20 protein-coding genes and 1 pseudogene are annotated in these 16,911 nt (G+C 71.9%); 14 read left to right on the top strand and 7 right to left on the bottom strand.

The window, feature by feature from the left end:
• Window positions 1-48: 48 nt before the first annotated feature.
• From AC07DW_RS04390 to AC07DW_RS04380, 3 genes are all read left to right on the top strand, one after another.
• Window positions 49-897, top strand: coding sequence for a hypothetical protein (locus AC07DW_RS04390; protein ID WP_478856107.1), 849 nt, complete (start codon window positions 49-51; stop codon window positions 895-897).
• Between the two features lie 104 nt (window positions 898-1,001).
• Window positions 1,002-1,265 carry a hypothetical protein gene (locus tag AC07DW_RS04385; RefSeq protein ID WP_433115457.1) on the top strand — a complete coding sequence of 88 codons (264 nt, stop codon included), beginning with the start codon at window positions 1,002-1,004 and terminating at the stop codon, window positions 1,263-1,265.
• Complete coding sequence (locus tag AC07DW_RS04380; RefSeq protein ID WP_351816331.1) at window positions 1,262-1,663, top strand: PIN domain-containing protein; 402 nt, start codon at window positions 1,262-1,264, stop codon at window positions 1,661-1,663. Before AC07DW_RS04385 ends, AC07DW_RS04380 begins: the two co-directional genes overlap by 4 nt.
• 48 nt (window positions 1,664-1,711) lie before the next feature.
• Here the strand turns inward: AC07DW_RS04380 and AC07DW_RS04375 are convergent, their stop codons facing one another.
• Genes AC07DW_RS04375 through AC07DW_RS04365 form a run of 3 tightly spaced genes read right to left on the bottom strand, consistent with a single transcriptional unit; the run spans window position 1,712 to window position 3,262 of the window.
• Window positions 1,712-2,158, bottom strand: a complete 447-nt coding sequence (locus tag AC07DW_RS04375; protein ID WP_478856106.1) for an SRPBCC family protein — start codon at window positions 2,156-2,158, stop codon at window positions 1,712-1,714.
• Between the two features lie 34 nt (window positions 2,159-2,192).
• On the bottom strand, window positions 2,193-2,429 hold the full coding sequence (locus AC07DW_RS04370) for a DUF397 domain-containing protein (RefSeq protein WP_478856105.1): 237 nt from the start codon (window positions 2,427-2,429) through the stop codon (window positions 2,193-2,195).
• Window positions 2,426-3,262 (bottom strand): helix-turn-helix domain-containing protein, encoded by an 837-nt coding sequence (locus AC07DW_RS04365; protein ID WP_478856104.1) that lies wholly within the window; start codon window positions 3,260-3,262, stop codon window positions 2,426-2,428. The genes AC07DW_RS04370 and AC07DW_RS04365 overlap by 4 nt, the downstream gene beginning before the upstream one ends.
• A gap of 156 nt (window positions 3,263-3,418) precedes the next feature.
• Between AC07DW_RS04365 and AC07DW_RS04360 the strand changes: the two genes are divergently transcribed.
• On the top strand, window positions 3,419-3,850 hold the full coding sequence (locus tag AC07DW_RS04360) for a hypothetical protein (protein ID WP_478856103.1): 432 nt from the start codon (window positions 3,419-3,421) through the stop codon (window positions 3,848-3,850).
• Here the strand turns inward: AC07DW_RS04360 and AC07DW_RS04355 are convergent.
• The 3 genes and pseudogenes from AC07DW_RS04355 to AC07DW_RS04345 all read right to left on the bottom strand — a co-directional run bounded on the left by AC07DW_RS04355 (window position 3,798) and on the right by AC07DW_RS04345 (window position 6,182).
• The gene (locus tag AC07DW_RS04355) at window positions 3,798-4,694 is read right to left on the bottom strand and encodes a putative protein N(5)-glutamine methyltransferase (RefSeq protein ID WP_478856102.1); all 897 of its coding nucleotides are present in this window, start codon (window positions 4,692-4,694) and stop codon (window positions 3,798-3,800) included. The two genes, AC07DW_RS04360 and AC07DW_RS04355, sit on opposite strands and share 53 nt — an antisense overlap.
• Window positions 4,695-5,130: 436 nt before the next feature.
• Window positions 5,131-5,580: pseudogene (locus AC07DW_RS04350) on the bottom strand (MarR family winged helix-turn-helix transcriptional regulator); the annotation flags it as partial.
• Window positions 5,577-6,182: a DJ-1/PfpI family protein gene (locus tag AC07DW_RS04345; protein ID WP_478856101.1), complete on the bottom strand. Its 606-nt coding sequence runs from the start codon at window positions 6,180-6,182 to the stop codon at window positions 5,577-5,579. The gene AC07DW_RS04345 and the pseudogene AC07DW_RS04350, both read right to left, overlap by 4 nt.
• A 242-nt stretch (window positions 6,183-6,424) precedes the next feature.
• On the opposite strand from AC07DW_RS04345, the gene AC07DW_RS04340 reads away from it, so the two are divergent.
• From AC07DW_RS04340 to AC07DW_RS04330, 3 genes are all read left to right on the top strand, one after another.
• A complete protein-coding gene (locus AC07DW_RS04340) occupies window positions 6,425-7,798 on the top strand; it encodes an aminotransferase class III-fold pyridoxal phosphate-dependent enzyme (protein WP_478856100.1) in 1,374 nt (457 codons plus the stop codon).
• Window positions 7,799-7,864: 66 nt separating this feature from the next.
• Window positions 7,865-8,545, top strand: a complete 681-nt coding sequence (locus tag AC07DW_RS04335; protein WP_478856099.1) for a GntR family transcriptional regulator — start codon at window positions 7,865-7,867, stop codon at window positions 8,543-8,545.
• Window positions 8,546-8,722: 177 nt separating this feature from the next.
• Window positions 8,723-9,373 (top strand): hypothetical protein, encoded by a 651-nt coding sequence (locus AC07DW_RS04330; RefSeq protein WP_478856098.1) that lies wholly within the window; start codon window positions 8,723-8,725, stop codon window positions 9,371-9,373.
• A 12-nt stretch (window positions 9,374-9,385) separates the two neighbouring features.
• On the opposite strand, the gene AC07DW_RS04325 is transcribed toward AC07DW_RS04330, so the two are convergent.
• Entirely contained in the window at window positions 9,386-10,135 is a 750-nt protein-coding gene (locus AC07DW_RS04325) for an SLATT domain-containing protein (RefSeq protein ID WP_478856097.1), read from the bottom strand.
• A gap of 271 nt (window positions 10,136-10,406) precedes the next feature.
• On the opposite strand from AC07DW_RS04325, the gene AC07DW_RS04320 reads away from it, so the two are divergent.
• The 7 genes from AC07DW_RS04320 (at window position 10,407) to AC07DW_RS04290 (ending at window position 16,865) form a co-directional block, all read left to right on the top strand.
• Window positions 10,407-10,748: a YbaB/EbfC family nucleoid-associated protein gene (locus tag AC07DW_RS04320; protein ID WP_336323334.1), complete on the top strand. Its 342-nt coding sequence runs from the start codon at window positions 10,407-10,409 to the stop codon at window positions 10,746-10,748.
• Window positions 10,749-10,858: 110 nt separating this feature from the next.
• A complete protein-coding gene (recR, locus tag AC07DW_RS04315) occupies window positions 10,859-11,458 on the top strand; it encodes a recombination mediator RecR (protein WP_478856096.1) in 600 nt (199 codons plus the stop codon).
• Window positions 11,451-12,110: a DUF5063 domain-containing protein gene (locus AC07DW_RS04310; protein WP_478856095.1), complete on the top strand. Its 660-nt coding sequence runs from the start codon at window positions 11,451-11,453 to the stop codon at window positions 12,108-12,110. Before recR ends, AC07DW_RS04310 begins: the two co-directional genes overlap by 8 nt.
• A gap of 219 nt (window positions 12,111-12,329) precedes the next feature.
• Window positions 12,330-13,601: an aspartate kinase gene (locus AC07DW_RS04305; protein ID WP_156693136.1), complete on the top strand. Its 1,272-nt coding sequence runs from the start codon at window positions 12,330-12,332 to the stop codon at window positions 13,599-13,601.
• Between the two features lie 16 nt (window positions 13,602-13,617).
• Window positions 13,618-14,676 (top strand): aspartate-semialdehyde dehydrogenase, encoded by a 1,059-nt coding sequence (locus AC07DW_RS04300; RefSeq protein ID WP_478856094.1) that lies wholly within the window; start codon window positions 13,618-13,620, stop codon window positions 14,674-14,676.
• A gap of 294 nt (window positions 14,677-14,970) precedes the next feature.
• The gene (locus tag AC07DW_RS04295) at window positions 14,971-15,678 is read left to right on the top strand and encodes a SigE family RNA polymerase sigma factor (protein ID WP_478856093.1); all 708 of its coding nucleotides are present in this window, start codon (window positions 14,971-14,973) and stop codon (window positions 15,676-15,678) included.
• On the top strand, window positions 15,675-16,865 hold the full coding sequence (locus AC07DW_RS04290; RefSeq protein WP_478856092.1) for a hypothetical protein: 1,191 nt from the start codon (window positions 15,675-15,677) through the stop codon (window positions 16,863-16,865). The genes AC07DW_RS04295 and AC07DW_RS04290 overlap by 4 nt, the downstream gene beginning before the upstream one ends.
• The last annotated feature ends 46 nt before the right edge of the window (window positions 16,866-16,911 follow it).

The raw sequence follows: 16,911 nt of genomic DNA, 5'->3' as shown, positions 1-16,911 counted from the left end.
GCGATGGGCCAACATCCGGGGGCGCGACACCAGGAGCACTACCTCCCAATGCGTGTTTACCGTACCGCGCCCACGCGCGCCTTCACCACTTTCAGCAACGCCCTGCTGCGCGACGCCACCATTTCGTGGTGCGCGGTCGGGCTCCTCGCCTATCTCGTCAGCCTTCCCAACGGCGCCAGGGCGAGCATCCGCAAGCTCTCCGAGCAGCGCAAGGAGGGCCGTGACCGGATCGGCGCCGCCCTCCGGGAACTGGAGGACGCCCGCTACCTGCGCCGCCTGACCCGCCGGGACCGCACGGGACGGCTGCGCACGGAGTACGAGGTCTTCGACACCCCGTACGACCCCGACGCCCCCACCGAAGCGCCCGCCGAGGCCCCGGCCCCCGCCGGAGCCCCCGCCACCGGCCCCGTCCCCGAAACGGCCGGAAACCCGGCCTCCGGTGCCCCGGGCCACGACGCTCCTGGCCCGCTCCCTGCGGGAGAAAAGACGGGGGTGAAAGAACCTCCCTCCCCGGCCGTCCAGTTGCTCACCTCACTGGGCCGCAGCGATCCACGGCTCGCCCTGGGGGCGGGCGAGGCGGAACGGCTGAGGACCCTGGTCGAGGAGTGGTGGGCGGTCGGCGCCGGCGACTCCCTGATCCGCGAGGCGCTCACCTCCGGCCTGCCCGCCCGCGTCCACGCCCCCGCCGCCCTGGTGGCCGACCGCCTCCGCCGCAAGAAGCCCGCACCGCGCCCTGTGGCGCCCGTGCGCCCCGAGTGCGGCGTCTGCGGCACGCCGGTGCCCGAAGGGGCCTCCTGCGCCCGCTGCGAGCCCGCGACGCCCGCCGTCGCCGGTTTCGTCGCGGCGGCACTGCGCGGCAGCGCGTCGGTCCGGCAGGTCCTGCGCCGCCGCTCCTGAAAGCTCCCGGCCGCCGATCGGCGGCCGGGTCAACCAAGAGAGGGGTCAAAATGACCGCATTGCTGGACCCACCCGAGACGGTATACCGCCGGTATACTGTCGTCATGGCCGACACCACCGTCAAGGTTGATCCTGCTGTCCGTGACCGCCTCATGGTGCTCGCGCGAGAGCGCGGCATGACGATGCGGGACTTGATCGCCGAGCTGGCCGGGGCGACGCCCACCAAGGAAGAACTTCGGAAGCGGTACGAGGAGACCAAGGCGTACTGCGAGACGCACTTCGGCGTCACCCTCACGGACGAGGATCACGACCGTGCGGAGCAGGTCTGGCGGGAGCTGGAGGCCGGGCGGCCTGTGGACAGCCTGTGAGCCGGTCCACCGCTGTCGTGTACGACGAGTCCGCCCTGTTGGCGCTGGGCTCGGGCAACGTCCTGGCGTCCCAGTTCATCGCGAACACCCAGCGGGGCCCCACCCGGCACGTCTACGTCCCCGCCATGTGCCTCACCGCCGCCGACGGTGTCCGTAAGGGCCTCGCCGAGCACGTGGGCGCGCTGCCGGCCGCCGAGATCGTGGAGCTGGACTTCGCGGGTGTCTGCGCCGTGGGCGCGCTCATGCGGGACGGGGTGGAGTGGCGGCTCGGCCACGCAATCCATCTGTCACGCCCGACGCCGGACTGGCCGGATGGCCGACCCGTACTGACGGCGGAGCCCGAGCTGTACGCGGACATGCCGCTCGTACGGACGATCAGGCTGCCCGAACAGCGCTGACGAGCCGGATCGGCGCAGGGCCCGGAGCGCGCCCGGCCCTGTGGCCGACTACGGGCGCGCCTCCAGGATGTCCTTGAGGCGCTGCTCGTTCTTCGGCATCTCCTTCATCGCGTGCGGGCGGACGACCAGCGGCACCAGCACCTTCCCGATGCCGTGCGACTCGAAGTCCAGGTCCAGCGTCACGCGCGACCGCTCGCCGTCGCCGATCGGCTCGACCGTCCCGTGCACATGGCCCCGGACGGGGCCGTCGAGCCCGTCCATGCGGAAGCTCCGCGGCGGGTCGTACTCACTCATCTCCATGGTCATCGGCATCCGTCGGCGGCCCATCTGCCGGGTCACCCTGACCCGTGAGCCCACGCCCACGGTGGCGTCGCCGACCGGGCTGACCGCCAGGGCGCTCTCCTGCCACTCGGGCATGTGGGAGGCGTCCGTCAGGTAGGAGAAGACGTCCTCGGGACGACGCGAGATCTCGACACTCTGCCTGATCGCGGACATGTCGCCCCCTTTCGGGTGATTCCTACCAGTAACCCTACTCGGCCCAGTCGAGGAAGGACCCCCAGGCCGCCGGGGCGACGGCGAGGACGGGCCCGCCGGGGTTCTTGGAGTCACGGACATGGACGGTGTGGGGGCAGGCGGCCACCTCGACGCAGTCGCCGCCGCTGGAGCTGCTGTACGAGGACGTACGCCAGTCGAAGGCTACTTCGACGCAGTCACCGCCGCTGTCACTGCTGTAGCTGGACTTGAACCACCGCGGGGTGCTGGTCATCTCTGCTCTCCTGCCAACCGTTCGATAAGGCTGAGCGATTCACGGGTGTCGAGGGCCTGTGCCCGGATCCTCGCATACCGCTGGCTGTAGGTGCTCACCTTTGCCGGGTCCTTGATCAACAGGCTTTCGTCCTGAGGTTCCAGGTACACGAGGTGGTCGTGTTCCGGGGTCTCCACCAGATTCATCGGGCCCCGGTCACCGGCGTACTCGCCGTCGCACCCGCAGTCCAGCGGCAGCACCTGAACCGTCACGTTCCGCCTCCGCGCGCACTCCGCGAGGTGCGCCAACTGCCCCCGCATGACCTCCGCGCCGCCGATCGTCCGCCGCAGCACCGACTCCTCCAGCACCAGCTCGATCAGCGCCACCGGCTCCCGCTCGAACAGCTCCCTCCGCGCCATCCTCGCCTCGACCAGCTCCTCCACCCGCCGCTCCGGCAGCGGCGGGTACCCGCCCCCGATCAGCGCCCGCGCGTACGCCTCCGTCTGGAACAGCCCGTGCACCACCAGCGTCGCGTACAGCGACAGGCTCACCGCCTTCTGCTCCAGCAGCGCGTAGTTCTTGAACTGCTCCGGATACTTGTCCAGCCGCACATACAGCCGCGCCTGCTCGAACAGGCCCAGCCCATCACCGATCACCTTTTCCAATTGCACCAGCATCGCGTCGCTCGCCGGCTGGGCGCAGGTCTCCATGGCGCTCACCGCCGCGCCCGTGAAGCCGATCGCCTTGCCGAGCTGGTCCTGGGTCCATCCCTTCCGGACACGCATCTTGCGCGCCATGTCCGCCACGAGCCGCGTCGCCGGACCCGCCGTTTCCTTGTTCCCGGTTCGCGCCAAAGTGCGTCACCACCTCGATTCAACCGGTCTCAACCGGTCACAACCCGACCCCGCCGAATTCGACTGCTGTTGGACGCCGTTCCCGCAGGTCAACGCGGGTCCGACGAGCCTTCGCAATCGTGGGAAACGCTAGCCGTGGCGGTCCACGATGTCCCTGTGAATGCGCCAAGTTGCCACACGAACATCGAATGGATTCCGTCCTCCGGATTCCAACTCCGGAAGGCGGGCGTGCAATTCGACGCCGTACGCGTCGACGGGGACGACGGGCGCCGGGCCGCCGATCTCCTGGAGCACATGACCGGCGGCGACCCGGGCCCGGTCGTCATCGAGGCGAACGGGCGGCGAGGTGTGTACTTCCTCCTCCCACCGGGCAGCACGGCGGGCCGCGCCTGGCCGTCCGGCGCGATGCCGTTCAACGCCGCCCGGTGGACGGTGAGTTATGTACCAGTCCCCGCGCTCGGCGGGCACACCTGGCCCCTGGCGTGGCGGTGCCCGCCGACAGCGGCCGACCGGTTCGTCCACCCGTACCTTCTGCTCAACGTTCTGCTGGCCGTCGAGCGGGCGGCTTCTGCGCCCGAGTCGCGATGAGCACCGTGGCGTACAGGTCCGCACAGGTCACCACGTGCGGGACGAGCCCGGCGGCGGCGACGACCGCCGTGGCGGCGGGCGCCTGGCGCTCGCTCGTCTCGAACAGCAGACGGCCGCCCGGCGCCAGCCAGGCGCCGGCGTCGGCGGTGACCCGGCGCAGGACGTCCAGCCCGTCCGCACCGCCGTCGAGAGCGACACGCGCCTCGTGGACGCGGGCCTCGGCGGGCAGTAGTTCCAGCTCCTCGGTCGGGACGTAGGGCACGTTGGCGAGCAGTATGTCGACGCGGCCCCGCAGCGCCGCCGGGAGCGGCCCGTACAGGTCGCCCTCGTACACCCGGCCCCCGGCGGGCGTCACGTTCCGGCGGGCGCAGCGCACGGCGGCCGGGTCGATGTCGGAGGCGTGCAACTCCGCGCCGTCGAGCGCCGATACCAGGGCGGCGCCCAGCGCGCCGGTGCCGCAGCACAGGTCGACCACCACCGCGCGGGGCGGAGCGAGGGCGGCGGCCCGGGTGACGAGGAACTCGGTGCGGCGGCGCGGGACGAAGACCCCCTCGTCCACGGCGACGCGCAGGCCGTGGAACTCGGCCCAGCCCAGGACGTGTTCGAGGGGATGCCCGGCGACGCGGCGCTCGACCATGGCGTCGAGTTCGCCGGGCGTGCGGGCCGTCGACAGGATCAACCGGGCCTCGTCCTCCGCGAAGACGCAGCCGGCGGCACGGAGGGTGGCGACGACGCCGGACTCGGCAACGGCCGGGCGGGCGATCGAGGGGTCGGACGAGGCGTCGGGCGAGGGGTCGGCCGAAGGCGCGACGGTGTGGGCGGTGGGCTTGTTGAACGCAGACATGGGGAGCCTTCCGGGAGCCGTGGGGGCGCTCCCTCGGTCCCGTTGCCCCTATGTGGGGTCGACCGCACCGCGGTGAGAAGAGAGCACCCAGCCTGACCTGGCGTTGATGGGTCTCACCTCCTCGGATCGGTCTCCTGCCGCCACCGGCGCGGTGGCTGGAGAGACGGCCACCCTACCGGCTCGCAGGTCCCGGCGCAGACGCGTCGACCGGCTTGTCGCCCAGGATCCTTCCCCCCGACCGTCACCCCGACCGGCCCCGCTGCCCCTGCCCCTTTCCCGGCGCCCGTGCCGCTCCCGCCCGGCCCCGGCCGCCCCGCCGTCAACCGCCCCTCGCCCCGGAGCCTGCCTCCGAAGCCGCTCCCGAACCCGCCCCCGTTCCCCCCTCGGAGCCCGGCTCCGCCGCCAGGCCAGGGGCGGCACCCGCTCCCGGTCCCGCGACGGTGACCGTGTCGAGCACCGCGGACAGGCGCTCCAGCACGCTCGCCGTCTCGGCGAACGCCTCCTCGCCGAGCGCGGCGGCAAGGCGCGTCGCCAGGTCCGCGTGGCCGGGCTCTATGCGGGCGACCGTCACCCGGCCCAGGTGCGTCGGGGAGAGGAGCTTGGCGCGCCGGTGGGCCGGGTTCGGCAGGTACTCGGCCAGGCCCTCGTGGACCAGCAGGTCCGCGATCCGCTGCACGCTCTGCCGGGTGATGCCCATGGCGCGGGCGATCCCGGACACCGGCAGCGGCTCGGTCAGCACGGCGCCGAGGACCTGCCACCACGCGGCGGTGAGCCCGGCCGGCCTGGCCAGCTTCTCCGAGACGGCGAGGAACTGGCCGTTCAGCCGGAACACGCCGAGCGCCGTACGGCTGAGCAGGGCTTGAAGCTCCCTTTCCGCGCGGGTCATGCGTTCAGTTCCTCGAAGGCGGCCTCGTCCGAGTGGTGGAACAGCCGGTACCAGGCGTCCAGCCGCGTGCCCTCGAACGCGCCCATCCTGCCCAGCACTTCGCGGGCGAAGGCGACCGGTTCGGTGGGCCCGGCCGTGATCAGGTCGCCGTCGGTCACCGCGTCCGTGTCGACGTAGTGCTCGCCGCCCGCGTACCCGGTGGCCGCCAGGTAGAACGGCGCGGCACTGGTGTGGGGCCGGTCGTCGAGCAGACCCTCGCGGGCCAGCCCCGCGGTCGCCCCGCATATCGCGGCCACCGGCACCCCCGCGGCGAGGAAGGCGCGGGCCGTGGCGGCGAACGGCGCCAGTTCGTCGCCCGCGTCCCAGAGGTCGGCGCCCGGGAGGATCAGCAGCGCGCTGTCCTCGGGCCGCAGATCGGCCAGGGCCAGGTCGGGCAGGACGCGCAGTCCGCCGATGCTCCTCACCGGGTCGTCGGTGAGGCCGACCGTGCGGACCTCGTAACCGCCGCGTGCCAGCCAGGCCGTGGCGTGCCCGGTCTCCCAGTCGGCCAGCGTGTCGTAGACGCCGAGGTGAACGGTCTTGCGGTCGTCGGTGCCGGACATGGTGGCCTCCTGGATGGACGCGTCTTCGGCCGTACTGGATGCGGGGTGCTCCGCTCACACCGTCCGGTCCCGGTCGGCGTGTTCGATCCGTTCGATCTATGACAGAATGCTGTCAGGCCGACAGGATGCTGTCAACCCCTCTCTCCGGGAGCCGAGGGGGCGACACCCTGCCGACCCGCGCGCCTTCCGGCATACAAGATGGCCATACCGGCGCCCACCAGCACGTCCTTACCCTGTGCGGCATGACCCCTCATGCCGATCCCGCTCCGCTCGCCGATCCCGAGGCCGGCGCCGCCGTCAAGGCCGCCGACCGCGCGCACGTCTTCCACTCCTGGTCCGCCCAGGGCCTGATCGACCCGCTCGCCGTCGCCGGCGCCGAGGGGGCGTACTTCTGGGACTACGACGGCAACCGCTACCTCGACTTCACCAGCGGCCTCGTCTTCACCAACGTCGGCTACCAACACCCCAAGGTCGTCGCCGCGATCCAGGAGCAGGCCGCGAAGATGACCACCTTCGCGCCCGCCTTCGCCATCGACGTACGCTCCGAGGCCGCACGCCTCATCGCCGAGCGCACGCCGGGCGACCTCGACAAGATCTTCTTCACCAACGGCGGCGCCGAGGCCGTCGAGAACGCCGCCCGCATGGCCCGGCTGCACACCGGCCGCCCCAAGATCATGAGCGCCTACCGGTCGTACCACGGCGCCACCTCCACCGCGATCAACCTGACCGGCGACCCGCGCCGCTGGGCCTCCGACACCGCGTCCGCCGGCGTCGTGCGCTTCTGGGCGCCGTTCCTCTACCGCTCGCCGTTCCACGCCGAGAACGAGGCGCAGGAGTGCGAGCGCGCCCTGCGGCACCTGGAGGACACCATCGCGTTCGAGGGCCCGCGGTCCATCGCCGCGATCATCCTGGAAACCGTCCCCGGCACCGCCGGCATCATGACCCCGCCGCCCGGTTACCTCCCCGGCGTGCGCGAGATCTGCGACCGGTACGGGATCGTCCTCGTCCTCGACGAGGTCATGGCCGGCTTCGGCCGCACCGGCGCGTGGTTCGCGGCCGAGCACTTCGGCGTCGTCCCCGACCTGCTCACCTTCGCCAAGGGCGTCAACTCCGGCTACGTGCCCCTCGGCGGCGTCGCCATCTCGGCGGAGATCGCCGCCACCTTCGAAACCCGGCCCTACCCCGGCGGCCTCACCTACTCCGGCCACCCGCTCGCCTGCGCCGCCGCCGTCGCCACCATCCGGGCCATGGAGGAGGAGAAGGTCGTCGAGCAGGCCGCCCACCTGGGCGAGAACGTCCTCGGCCCCGGCCTGCGCGAGCTCGCCGAGCGCCACCCCTCCGTCGGCGAGGTGCGGGGCCTGGGCGCCTTCTGGGCCCTGGAGCTCGTCCGGGACAAGGAGACCCGCGAGCCCCTCGTCCCGTACAACGCGACCGGCGAGGCGAACGCCCCCATGGCGGCCTTCGGCGCGGCCTGCAAGAAGAACGGCCTGTGGCCCTTCATCAACATGAACCGCACCCACGCCGTCCCCGCCTGCAACATCACCGAGGCCGAGGCCAAGGAGGGTCTCGCCGCCCTCGACGCGGCGCTCACGGTCGCCGACGAGCACACCGCGTAACCGCCTCCGTGCGCCCCCTCCGCCTGGCTTAAGGTGTGCGGAACCGGACGGAGGGGGCCAGAAGCCATGCCCGCGAGCGGAGCCGTGACCCGCAACACCCTGCGGCAGCAGATCGCGGACGCGCTGCGTGACGAAGTGCTCGCGGGGCGTCTCCAGCCCGGCCAGGAGTTCACGGTCAAGCACATAGCCGAGCAGTACGGGGTGTCGGCGACGCCCGTCAGGGAAGCGCTGGTCGACCTGACCGCCCAGGGGCTGCTCGACTCCGACCAGCACAAGGGCTTCCGCGTCCACCGGTTCTCGGTCGACGACTACCGGGGCATGGTCGAGGCCCGCGCACTGATCGTGGACGGCATCTTCCGGCGCCTGACCGACCGGGTCGGCGCCCAGCACGCGCACGGGGCGCCGCTGGTGTCCGTACGGCGGCGGGCCGAGGAGGCGGCACGGGCGGCGCGCGCCGGGGACCTGGACATCCTCATCGGGTACGACCTCCGGTTCTGGCGCGAGCTCAGCGGCTTCGTCGCCAACCGCTACATCGCCGACTTCCTGCACCGGCTGCGCGTCCAGGCGTGGGTCTTCGCCGTGCCGCACCTGCGCACCGCCCGCGAACCCGGCGTCTGGCTGTGGAACGGCCACGAAGAGCTCGTCGACGCGGTCACGCTGGGCGACCCGGACGCGGTGATGGCGGCCATCGACGCGTACAACGCGCACTCCCTGCGGTGGGCGGACCATCTGGACGGCCTGCGCTGACGGCTCTTACCACTCACGACGGGTGGGTATGGGATGTGCACCCGCGCCGCGCACCGCCCCGTCCCACCCGCCCACCGCCATCGCCGTGACCCGGCCCCACCACCGCCGTGGACACGGCCCTCAGCCACCGCCGTAAGCGCGTGATCGCGTGCGTTACCGAAGGAGAGCGAGTGTCCCTTGGCCTGTGACCTGTGGTTGGTCCCCCTCGTCGACGTGCTGTGCCACAGCCCCGACAACCCCTTCGCCGAAGAGATCGCCGTGTACGACAAGGCCCTCACCGAGGCGGGCCTGCCGACCGTGCCCGTCTTCGCCTACATGCCCGGCCTGTCGGGCGACGTCGCGCCGGTGGCCGGTTTCGACTACGACGCCCTGCACTTCCTGCGTCGCGTCTACCTGCTCCAGATCTGCGGCCTCGCGGTCACGCCCGTCGACGAACTGGGCGGGGACTACGAGCAGCTGCTGGAGATGTTCGAGTCGACGGCCCAGCAGTCGCACCTGGTGTGGCACTACGACCACGCGGGCGCCTACGTACCCGTCGACTTCCCCACCCCGCTGTCCAACGAGGAGCTGCTGTCCGGCGGCGGCCCGCTGGGTTCCGCCCAGGGCCTGCTCCGGGAGCTGGAGTACGTCGCCCCGTCGATCGGCATCGACCCGGCGAACCCCCCGGCGGCACCGCGCCCCCCGGAGCGCCCGACCGCCCTGGAGGAGCCCGCCGGGCCGATCCCGCACGACGAGAGCCCCTTCGCCCGGGAACGGCACGTGTGGCTGGGCCTCCACGCGGCGGCCACCCGCAGCCTGGGCCAGGGCTCGATGATCATCTTCAGCTGACCGCCCAGGGGGTCAGCGGGGCTCCGGCGGGCGCTGGCGCGGCATGTTGGGGCGGGTGCCCGGGGGCAGCGGGAACCGCCCCGCGGGGTGGCCGCCCTCCGTCCGGGGCGGCGCGCAGGCCAGCGTCGACTGCATCACCAGCGGCGCGGGCCCCGACCGGAACTCGACCATCCAGTCCGCCGTCTCCGCCCGCACCAGCTCCGTCACGTCCTCCGAGAACCGCCGCAGCACCCCCAGGCACCGCTCCGCCGCCTCGCTCGCCGTGCCCTCCGTCGGGCCAAGCACCTCCCGGATGCTCTCCGCCGCCCAGTCGAACTGGAGCGCCTGGAGACGCCGCTGCACCGCCTGGGCCGTCGCCACGTCCCGCATCCACCCGGAGGTGAACCCGAAGTACCGGTCGCAGGCCAGGCACGCGGCGGCCAGCAGCAGCGACACGTATCCCCAGCCCGAAGCGCCCTCCAGCGCACCCGTCAGGTCCAGCAGGGGCAGCGTCGCGCCGGCGATCGCGCCCAGCGCCGTACCGGTCCGCAGGGTCCGGGCGCCCCGGCGCTTCCACGCGCGGTCCTCCAGGTACCAGTCGGCCGTACGCAGCGCGTGGCTCTCGACCCAGCGGTAGAGCTCGTCCAGCCGCTCCGCCGGCTCGCCCCAGTCCCCGAGCGGGAAGGGCCGCCCGGTCAGATCGCCACCGGGGCCGCCGTACCGGTCCTGGCTGTCGCCCTCCCCCCGGGCGGGGCCCCCGGGCTGCATCTCCGGCTGGCTCACCGGGGCACTCCTCTGCGCTCTGCGTGACAATCCGTAACGTGCGGCGGTGCGATGCGCGTGTGCGTACTGGTGCGCATGCCTTTCCTACCGCCGAATGGTGGGCCCGAAGTGCGGAATCCCGGTATTTCCGCCCGCAAGAGGGGCTTGATCAGCTAGGGGGCGCGCCAGGATTCCACCCGAAGGAGTGAAGGCCGGTGGATGGGGCAGACCATCCGACGACCACGTAGGCTCGGCTTACCGAATACATGTCGTCGAAATGCCAGGAGTGACCGTGATTCCCGGTGGTGGCCAGCCCAACATGCAGCAGATCCTCCAGCAGGCCCAGAAGATGCAGCAGGACCTCGCCCGCGCCCAGGAGGAGCTGGCGCGCACCGAGGTCGACGGGCAGGCGGGCGGCGGCCTGGTGAAGGCCACCGTAACCGGCGCCGGCGAGCTCCGCTCCCTGGTCATCGACCCGAAGGCGGTCGACCCGGAGGACACCGAGACCCTCGCCGACCTCGTCGTCGCCGCGGTACAGGCCGCGAACGAGAACGCGCAGGCGCTCCAGCAGGACAAGCTCGGCCCGCTGGCCCAGGGCCTGGGCGGCGGCGGTATCCCGGGCCTGGGCTTCTAGGCGCCGCCCGGCGCGGTCCGGTCCGGGGGGCGGGCTCCGGCTCCCGCCCTTCTAACCCGTACGCATTGCAACTACCGTAAGCATCACAGCACTCCACGAGAGGCGTTCCGTTGTACGAAGGCGTGGTTCAGGACCTCATCGACGAGCTGGGCAGGCTGCCAGGCGTCGGTCCCAAGAGCGCCCAGCGGATCGCCTTCCACATCCTGCAGACCGAGCCCACCGACGTACGCCGCCTCGCCCATGCTCTCCTGGAGGTCAAGGACAAGGTGCGGTTCTGCGCCGTGTGCGGCAACGTCGCGCAGGAGGAGCGGTGCGGCATCTGCCGGGATCCGCGCCGCGAGGACGCGGTCATCTGTGTGGTCGAGGAGCCGAAGGACGTCGTCGCGATCGAGCGGACGCGCGAGTTCCGTGGGCGGTACCACGTGCTCGGCGGCGCGATCAGCCCGATCGAGGGCGTCGGCCCGGACGACCTGCGGATCCGCGAGCTGCTGGCCCGGCTCGCGGACGGAACGGTCACCGAGCTGATTCTCGCGACCGACCCCAATCTGGAGGGGGAGGCCACCGCGACGTACCTGGCGCGCATGGTCAAGCCCATGGGCCTTAAGGTCACGCGCCTCGCCAGCGGACTTCCCGTTGGCGGAGACCTGGAATACGCCGACGAGGTCACGCTCGGGCGTGCGTTCGAAGGGAGACGACTCCTCGATGTCTGACGCCACACTGCACGCGCATTCGCTGGACCCCGACAGCTTCGCGGTCCAGATCGCCGACTCGATCGAGTCCTTCATCGTCGCCACCACGGAAGTGGCCAAGGGCGACGAGCCCGACAGCGCGGTCCCGTTCCTGCTGCTGGAGGTCTCGCAGCTGCTGCTCACCGGCGGCCGGCTGGGCGCGCACGAGGACATCATCCCCGAGGAGCGGTACGAACCGGACACCGGTCCGGACGTGGACGTCGACGAGCTGCGGATGCGGTTCGCGGCCATGCTCGACCCGGTGGACGTGTTCTCGGAGGTCTTCGACCCGTACGAGCCGCGCAAGGCACCCGTGCCGTGCCGGATCTCGGACAACCTCGCCGACATCGTCCTGGATCTGCGCCACGGACTGGCCCACTACCGGGCGGGCCGCACCGCGGAGGCCCTGTGGTGGTGGCAGTTCTCGTACTTCTCCAACTGGGGACCGACCGCGTCGGCGACCCTGCGGGCCCTCCAGTCCCTCGTCTCCCACGTGCGCCTCGACCAGCCGCTGGAGGAGCTGGACGGACTCGACACGGACGAGGACCTGACGGAGGACGCCCTGGCGGAGGAGGCGGGCCGGGTGATGGCCCAGGAGATCCTCGGCCCGCTGGGCATGCGTACGGTCAAGTAGCCGCCCGCCCCGGCCCGGCGGCCGGGGCCGTACGGGGTGACCCGGCACACATTCCGCGTACGCCCGGTGCGGAGGGGCAGGTACTGGACGGAGCGGCCGTGAAGCGCCCCACGATGATCACGTCGTGAGCGGGACATCTCACGATGTGATATGGCGGGGGCGTTTCCCGGCCGCTCGTTAGACTGAGCCGACCGCAAACGGACTGAGCGAGGAGCGCACGTGGGCCTTGTCGTGCAGAAGTACGGAGGCTCCTCCGTTGCCGATGCCGAGGGCATCAAGCGCGTCGCCAAGCGAATCGTCGATGCCAAGAAGAACGGCCACCAGGTGGTCGTCGTGGTTTCGGCGATGGGCGACACGACGGACGAGTTGATCGATCTCGCCGAGCAGGTATCGCCGATCCCTGCCGGGCGTGAGTTCGACATGCTGCTGACCGCCGGAGAGCGGATCTCCATGGCCCTGCTGGCCATGGCGATCAAAAACCTGGGCCACGAGGCCCAGTCGTTCACGGGCAGCCAGGCAGGCGTCATCACCGACTCCGTCCACAACAAGGCGCGCATCATCGATGTCACGCCGGGCCGGATCCGTACGGCGCTGGACGAGGGCAACATCGCCATCGTCGCGGGCTTCCAGGGCGTCTCCCAGGACAAGAAGGACATCACCACCCTCGGACGCGGCGGTTCGGACACGACCGCCGTCGCGCTCGCCGCGGCGCTCGACGCCGAGGTGTGCGAGATCTACACCGACGTCGACGGCGTCTTCACCGCCGACCCCCGGGTCGTGAAGAAGGCCCGGAAGATCGACTGGATCTCCTTCGAGGACATGCTGGAGCTCGCCAGCTCCGGCTCCAAGGTGCTGCTGCACCGCTGCGTCGAGTACGCACGCCGTTACAACATCCCGATCCACGTCCGGTCGTCCTTCTCCGGGCTCCAGGGCACGTGGGTCAGCAACGAACCGCGAGGGGACCGCAAGGTGGAGCAGGCCATCATCTCCGGTGTCGCCCACGACACGTCCGAGGCGAAGATCACCGTCGTCGGAGTGCCGGACAAGCCGGGCGAGGCCGCCGCGATCTTCCGCACCATCGCGGACAACGAGATCAACATCGACATGGTGGTGCAGAACGTGTCCGCCGCGTCGACCGGGCTGACCGACATCTCCTTCACGCTGCCCAAGGCGGAGGGCCGCAAGGCCATCGACGCCCTGGAGAAGCAGAAGGCCCTCATCGGCTTCGAGTCGCTGCGCTACGACGACCAGATCGCCAAGATCTCCCTGGTCGGCGCGGGCATGAAGACCAACCCGGGTGTCACGGCCGGCTTCTTCGAGGCGCTGTCCGACGCCGGTGTGAACATCGAGCTGATCTCGACCTCCGAGATCCGCATCTCGGTCGTCACCCGTGCCGACGACGTCAACGAGGCCGTCCGCGCCGTCCACACCGCCTTCGGTCTCGACTCCGACTCCGACGAGGCCGTGGTGTACGGGGGCACCGGGCGGTGACGAACCGGTGGAGCCGGTGACGCACCGCAAGCCGGCGCTCGCGGTCGTGGGAGCGACCGGGGCCGTCGGCGCGGTGATGCTCCAGATCCTGTCGCAGCACGCCGATGTCTGGGGCGACATCCGTCTGATCGCCTCCCCGCGCTCGGCCGGCCGCAAGCTGGCCGTCCGCGGGGAGGAGGTCGAGGTCCTCGCACTGTCCGAGGAGGCGCTGGACGGCGCCGACGTGGCACTGTTCCTGGTGCCGGAGGCGGTCGCCGCCCAGTGGGCGCCGGTCGCCGCCGCCAAGGGCACCCTGGTGGTGGACGCCTCGCCGGCCTTCCGGGCGGACCCGGACGTCCCGCTGGTCGTCCCCGAGATCAACCGGCACTGCGTACGCGCCCGCCCGCGCGGGATCATCGCGTGCCCGGGCGACACCACGCTGGCGCTGATCGTCGCGGTGGGCGCGCTGCACGCCGAGTTCGGCCTGAGCGAGCTCGTCGTCTCCGCGTACCAGGCCGCCAGCGGCGCCGGGCACGGCGGTGTCACCGCGCTGCGCGAGCAGCTGGCGCTGGTCGCCGGTACGGAGCTGGGCACCTGCCCGGGCGACGTGCGCCGGGCCGTCGGCGACGACACGGGGCCCTTCCCCGCCCCGCTCGCGCTGAACGTGGTGCCCTGGTCGGGTTCCCTCCAGGAGGGCGGCTGGTCCTCGGAGGAGCTGCGCGTCCGGAGCGAGACCCGCAGGATCCTCGACCTGCCGGACCTCGGTGTGACGGCGACCTGCGTCCGCGTACCGGTCGTCAACGCCCACTCGGTGTCCGTGCACGCCCGCTTCGAGCGCGAGGTGTCGGTCGAGCGGGCGCACGAGATCCTGGCGACCTCCCCCGGTGTGGTGCTGTACGACGACCCGTCGTCCGGGGACTTCCCCACGCCGGCCGACGTCGTGGGCACCGACCCGACGTGGGTGGGGCGCGTGCGGAGGTCGCTGGACGACGACCGGGCGCTGGAGCTGTTCGTCTGCGGCGACAATCTGCGCAAAGGCGCCGCTTTGAACGCCGTTCAGATCGCCGAGGCACTGGCGGCCGAGCTCTCCGCCTGATCCGGCCCGGAACTGCGGTGAACGGCTCGTCAGATCTTTGTAGGATCTGTGAACGCCCTGTGAGCAAGTCTTCGACCGGTGTCACTTGAACTGGGGCGATGGCATGTTCGACGATGCTTTCCCCCTTGCCGCAACCGGTGGTCGGGCGGAAAGCGTCTATGCGGTCGCCCCTTCGTGGCGCCCGTACATTCAGGGCATTGGGGAAGAGCGGGTACGCATGAGGGCAAACGTCGCACCGTCAAAAGCGGCCGCGTGCGCGTACAACCCTGACGGGGGGAAGCGTGTCCAACAGGCGTGGCAGAGGTACTCGACATCGCAGCGGTGGTCCCGTTCCGCGCCCGTGCGGCCGGAACCGGGTCCGGGTCCGGCCTGGGCACGGTGCGCCCGCTCCGGCGGCCCCGTCAGCCCGGCGGCATGCCGGTGATCGCGCCCATGCCCGCTGCTAGGCGTACGACCCGCATCCCGTCCCAGCGCGGTGCCGTGAGCGCCGACGAGACGACGGTGACCGCGGGCACGACTGTCGACCACCTCACCGAGACCTACCGCGCCCACTACCGGTCGCTGCTGGGTCTCGCCGCGCTGCTGCTGGACGACACCGCCTCGTGCGAGGACGTCGTCCAGGAGGCGTTCATTCGCGTCCACTCGGCGCGGCGCCGCGTTCGTGACCCCGAGAAGACCCTCGCGTACCTGCGCCAGACCGTGGTCAACCTGTCCCGGTCCGCGCTCCGCCGCCGCATCCTCGGTCTGAAGCTGCTCTCCAAGCCGATGCCCGACATGGCGAGCGCGGAGGAGGGTGCGTACGACCAGCTGGAGCGCGACGCGCTGATCAAGGCCATGCGCGGCCTCCAGCGGCGCCAGCGCGAGGTCCTGGTGCTGCGGTACTTCGCGGACATGACCGAGGCGCAGGTCGCGGAGACGCTGGGCATATCGCTCGGTTCGGTCAAGGCGTACGGGTCACGTGGCATCGCGGCGCTGCGCGTCGCCATGGAGGCCACGGCATGACGGAACACAGGCAGGGGTCCGCGCAGGAGGGACCCGACGGGCCGGACGGGCTGTTGAACGAGAACGACCGGACTGGGAACGGAATTGTGAACAACGGGCCGGAAAACGATCTCCCGGACCATGACGAGTTCGGCGTCGACGAACTGGCGCTGCGCAGAATGCTGCACGGCGCGGTGCGGGACCTCCAGCCCGCCGACGGCACCCTGGACCACCTCCGCCGGGCGGTTCCCGCCCGGCGTGCGCGCAAACGCCAGGCCCTGGTGGGTGTGGCCGCCGCGGCGCTGCTGTTCGGCACGGCGGTCCCCGCGTTCGTGCACGTCGCGAGCGCCGACGGCACCTCCGACGACCGCCCCGTGAACGCCGGCCACGGCGAGCAGGTCCAGGGCGGCACGGGCGAGGAGCCCGGTGACACGACCGGCGGGCCGGGTGCTCCCAGCTCCGGGACCGACCAGGGGACGAGCGGCGCCGGCGAGAGCGGCGAGGACGCCCCGGCCAAGCCGGGCGAGCCGGCGACGGGAACCTCCGACGGCACCGTGGGCGGTACGGCGGCGCCGGACAGCCCGGTGCCGGACACCGTGCCGGTGTGCGAGGCGGGCCAGCTCGGCGTGGCCGACGCGGTGGCCGGCCGGCCCGATGCCGAGGGCAAGGTGTACGGGACCTTCCGCATCGCCAACGTGTCGGGAACCGACTGCTCGATCACCGGCTCCGGCGGCGTGGCCTTCCGGGTGACGGGTGCGGCCGACGCGGCCAGGATCACGGTCGTCGGCCATGCGGCGGGCGACCCGGCGACGGGGCTGCCCGACCCGTCCCAGGAATCGGCGGCGCCCTTGCTGCTGAAGCCCTCGAACGCCTACGAGGTGAAGTTCGCCTGGGTGCCGAGCGACACATGCCCGGTGAACGGCGGCGGCAGTGGCGGCACGGGCGGTGCCAACGGCGGCGGCGAACCCTCGCCCGACCCGACGCCGTCCGCGGACGACCAGGCGTCGGACTCGGCCGGCTCGGACACCACGGCGGGTACGGCGGTCGAGCCGCAGCTCGCCAAGGCGGACGACGGCGAGGGCACCCGCGCGGAGGGCGGCGTCACGGTCACCCACACCGCGGAGCCGGGCGCCCCGGCGGCGGAGGCCACCATCCCGAACGCCTGCGCCGGCACCATCTACCGGACGGGCCTGCTGCCGGGGCAGTAGGGGGTGGGGCGCCCCGGCGTGGCCCGGCCGGGCGGGACACGCGGAC

The organism is Streptomyces sp. NPDC045701, assembly GCF_056432045.1.
The sequence above is the reverse complement of the archived record's forward strand: the minus strand, read 5'-3'. Positions and strand labels throughout refer to the sequence as shown.